General features: G+C 66.1%; 5 protein-coding genes. 3 read left to right on the top strand and 2 right to left on the bottom strand.

Annotated features, from left to right (window positions below; all coding sequences use genetic code 11):
• Positions 1-189: MoaD/ThiS family protein (locus ACE5CZ_RS13030; protein ID WP_374947759.1), on the top strand; the 189-nt coding region annotated here is incomplete at its 5' end.
• A 107-nt stretch (positions 190-296) separates the two neighbouring features.
• Here ACE5CZ_RS13030 and ACE5CZ_RS13025 read toward each other — a convergent pair.
• Positions 297-1,175, bottom strand: a complete 879-nt coding sequence (locus ACE5CZ_RS13025; RefSeq protein WP_374947758.1) for a LysR family transcriptional regulator — start codon at positions 1,173-1,175, stop codon at positions 297-299.
• A 92-nt stretch (positions 1,176-1,267) separates the two neighbouring features.
• Between ACE5CZ_RS13025 and ACE5CZ_RS13020 the strand changes: the two genes are divergently transcribed.
• Complete coding sequence (locus ACE5CZ_RS13020) at positions 1,268-1,984, top strand: SDR family oxidoreductase (RefSeq protein WP_374947757.1); 717 nt, start codon at positions 1,268-1,270, stop codon at positions 1,982-1,984.
• A gap of 73 nt (positions 1,985-2,057) precedes the next feature.
• Here ACE5CZ_RS13020 and ACE5CZ_RS13015 read toward each other — a convergent pair whose 3' ends face one another.
• Positions 2,058-3,326, bottom strand: coding sequence for a ThiF family adenylyltransferase (locus ACE5CZ_RS13015; RefSeq protein WP_374947756.1), 1,269 nt, complete (start codon positions 3,324-3,326; stop codon positions 2,058-2,060).
• Positions 3,327-3,444: 118 nt separating this feature from the next.
• Between ACE5CZ_RS13015 and ACE5CZ_RS13010 the strand changes: the two genes are divergently transcribed.
• Positions 3,445-3,845: AAA family ATPase (locus ACE5CZ_RS13010; RefSeq protein WP_374947755.1), on the top strand; the 401-nt coding region annotated here is incomplete at its 3' end.

Here is a 3,845-nt window from a genome sequence, read left to right as displayed (position 1 = left end):
GCCGAAGAGACCCGGGCGATTGCGGAGTCGCAAACCATCGGCGCCCTGCTCGACGAGCTCGGCGAGAACCGGCGCGCGGTCTTCGCGCGCTGCTCGTTCATCCTCAACGAGGTCACGACGACCGACCGTGACATCGTGCTGCGCGACGGCGACCGACTCGACGTGCTGCCCCCGTTCGCCGGAGGCTAGGCTCGCCGGCCGCCGGCCAGTAGTACCTGCTGCGGTCAGAAAGTGCCGGTGTGCCGACACCCATTGTCCGCGTCGGCACCTGCTGGAACGGGCAGCCTGGGCTCCATCTAGGCAGTGGTCTCACGAGCCGCAGGGTTGCGAAGAGTTCTCGCTGCGTGGAGCAAGGAAGCGATAGCAGGCGAGGGCGGTCCTGACGGCCAGGCGATGACGGTTGTGATCTCTGGGGCATCGGGAACGGGTACGGCGACGTGTCCGCTCCACTGCCACGCGCGACTCGAGGCAGGAATGACGAGGAGAGCCTTGCCGAGCGCAACGAGTTGAGCAAGTTGGGATTGGGTATGGATCTCCGGCCCTAACCCCTCTGGATACGTGCCGTCGGTTCTCGGCCATCGGGCCATCGGTAGGCCAGGCACGTCGACAATGTCTGTGAGGAGGAGCTGTCGTCGCGACGCGAGCTGATGGCCTGCCGGCAGAATCACGACCTGCCCCTCTGTGATGAGAGGGTGAATGTCGAAGCCCGTGAGGTCGTCGACCGGGTGGTGCATCAGCGCCGCGTCGGCGTGGCCGTTGCGCAGCAGTCCCGCTTGCTCACCGACCTCACACAAGAGAACCTCGGGCGGTGCGATTCCCACCTCACGCGTGCAAGCCTCCAAGATCCGTTGTAATAGATCATGAGAGGCTCCCGCTTTCGAGGCCAGTATCAATGCCCGCTCTGGATTGTGGGCCCGCTGCGTCCGTCGTGCCGCAGCCGAGACAGCCTCGAGGGCTGACGTGGCCTCGACCAGAAGCACGTGTCCCGCGTCGGTCAGAGACACCCCGCGACGATCACGATCGAGAAGGCGGACCCCGAGGCGTCGTTCAAGCTGACTGATGGCACGGGAAAGGGGCGGCTGGGCAATGCCGAGCAGATGAGCTGCCCGACCAAAATGCAACTGTTCCGCCACGGCCACGAAGTACCGCAACTCTCGGGTTTCGAGGTCGATCACACGTGTGACCTTACTACTGATACTTGCCGGGTATCACGGGGCACCGAATCGGTCTTGGACACGCCGACCAACACCCACCCATGCTGAAGAACATGGAAGACAAGAAGGTCGCGTTGGTTACCGGCGCAAACAAGGGCATCGGCTACGCAATCGCAGAAGGTCTCGGGCGGTCGGGGTACACCGTCATCGTGGGGGCTCGCGATGATTCGAGGCGGGATTCCGCCGTCGAAAAGCTGCGTGCCGCCGACATAGATGCATTCGGGGTCGCCCTCGACGTGACGTCTGATGCCAGCGTCATTTCAGCGGCTTCGACCATTGAAGAGAGGATCGGTCGGCTCGACGTACTCGTCAATAACGCCGGTATCTCCGGACGAACCGACGCCGGAGCACAGGAACCGACGACGCTCGATCTGAGCGTTCTGCAGACAGTGCTCGAGACCAACATTTTCGGAGTCATTCGGACGACCAACGCGATGCTGCCCCTCCTTCGCCGCGCTCCTTCGCCGCGCATCGTCAACATGTCCAGCGACATGGGTTCGTTGACACTGCAGACGGGGCCGATGCTGGCCGCCTACGCACCGTCGAAAACAATGCTCAACAGCATCACCGCGCAGTACGCACGCGCCTTCACCGACACGAAGATCATCATCAATGCTGTCTGCCCCGGCTACGTTGCCACGGACTTTACCGGCTTCAACTCTCCGCGGACGGCCGACCAAGGGGCTGCGATCGCGTTACGCTTCGCCACCATTCCAGACGACGGCCCTCGCGGCGGCTTCTTCAACGACGACGGCGTCGTGCCCTGGTGACCCACCACCTAAACAGCCGTCTGCTTGGCGCGTCCTCACAACGTAGAGACGCGACGCGCTGCACACCCCGCGATCAGTACCTTGCCTTGTCGGGCTCCACGTCGGTGACCCACGCGTCGACTCCGCCGCCGAGGTCGGAGATGTTCGACCAGCCGTTCCGAGCCATGTAGTCGCGAGCCTGGCCGGAGCGCCCGTCGTGGTGGCAGTACAAGATCACGCGGTCGTCGTGCGGCATCTTCTCGCGGGCCTCGTCGCTGAGCAGGTGGCTCATGGGAATCAGTTCCGACCCCTCGATCTGCACGATGTCGCGCTCCCAGGGCTCGCGCACATCGACCAGCACGAAGCTCTGCTCGCCGCGCTCGCGGGCGTCGAGCAGTGCCTTCAGCTGGGTCGGCGTCAGGCGTTCGGCGTTCGGCTCGGGCAGGGCGGTGGATGCGGTCGGCTCGGTCACGGGGGTGCCTTTCGGTCGAGTGGTCTCGGAGTTTGTTCGGGGAGCGGGGTCTGCTGAAGCGGAGGACGAGCCGGGTTCGGATGACGCTGCAGCTGGCTCGCGCGGAGCCGCGCCGCGCGCGGCCGGCCCGAAGCGGATCTCGCGCCACGTCGCATCCAGGCCGTCGTGCACGAGCAGCCGGCCCAACAGCAGCTCGCCGAAGCCGAGCAGCAGTTTGATCGTCTCCGTCGCAATGACCGAGCCGATCGACGCGCAGATCGAGCCGAGCACGCCGGCGGTGGCGCACGTCTCGCCCTCGTCGGCGGCGGGCTCCTCGGCGAAGAGGTCGCGAAGCGTGACTCCCGTGCCGAGCGCAGCCGGTGGCGCAGCCCAGAACACGGTCGCCTGCCCGTCGAAGCGCAGCACGGAGCCCCAGACGTAGGGCTTGCCGAGAAGCTTGGCCGCGTCGTGGGCGAGGTATCGGGTCTCGAAATTGTCGGTGCCGTCGACGATCACGTCGTAGTCGGCCACAAGGGCGAGCACATTCGCGCTCGTCACGCGAACGACCAGCGGCAGCACCTCGACCAGGGGATTGAGCTCGGCGAGCGCGTCGGCTGCTGCCACCGCCTTCTGCCGACCCACATCGGTTGTGCTGAAGAGCGTCTGGCGCTGCAGGTTCGACGGCTCGACGGTGTCGGAGTCGACGACGCCGACCGTGCCGACCCCGGCGGCGACGAGCGAGGTGAGGACGGGGGAGCCGAGCCCTCCCGCCCCGAGCACCAGCACCCGCGACGCCTTGAGTCGTCGCTGGCCGTCGATGCCGATCTGCGGCAGCGTGAGCTGGCGGGCGTAACGGCTGAACTCGGCCGGGGTGAGTTCGGCACCGGGCGAGACGAGCGGCGCATGGGGCATGATTTCCAGCCTAAGCCGCCCGAGGCATCCGGTGCCCGCTGCGCCTCAGCCCGGAACGAACGCGCATTGGGTACCGTAGAGCCACAGCACGTGGGCACAACGAAGCGGAGGGTTGCGGGTGTATCTCAAGAGCCTGACCCTCAAAGGCTTCAAGTCGTTCGCGCACCCCACCACCTTCGCCTTCGAGACGGGCGTGACCTGTGTCGTCGGGCCGAACGGTTCGGGCAAGAGCAACGTGGTCGACGCGCTCGCGTGGGTCATGGGCGAGCAGGGCGCCAAGACACTGCGCGGCGGCAAGATGGAGGACGTCATCTTCGCCGGCACCGCGACGAAGGGCCCGCTCGGCCGCGCCGAAGTCACGCTCACGATCGACAATGCCGACGGCGCGCTGCCCATCGACTACTCCGAGGTCACGATCAGTCGAACCCTGTTCCGCAACGGCGGCAGCGAGTACGCGATCAACGGCGAGGGATGCCGACTGCTCGATGTGCAGGAGCTGCTGAGCGACTCCGGGCTCGG

Origin of the sequence: Agreia sp., from assembly GCF_964263775.1 — a bacterium.
Lineage (GTDB): Bacteria > Actinomycetota > Actinomycetes > Actinomycetales > Microbacteriaceae > Agreia.
Note: the sequence above shows the minus strand (reverse complement) of the source record. Positions and strands in the feature narration are given on the sequence as shown.

Bases quoted from the DNA above. Each gene is read 5' to 3' on its own strand.
- ACE5CZ_RS13015 (WP_374947756.1), bottom strand. From the start codon at position 3,326: ATGCCCCATGCGCCGCTCGTCTCGCCCGGTGCCGAACTCACCCCGGCC.
- ACE5CZ_RS13020 (WP_374947757.1), top strand. From the start codon at position 1,268: ATGGAAGACAAGAAGGTCGCGTTGGTTACCGGCGCAAACAAGGGCATC.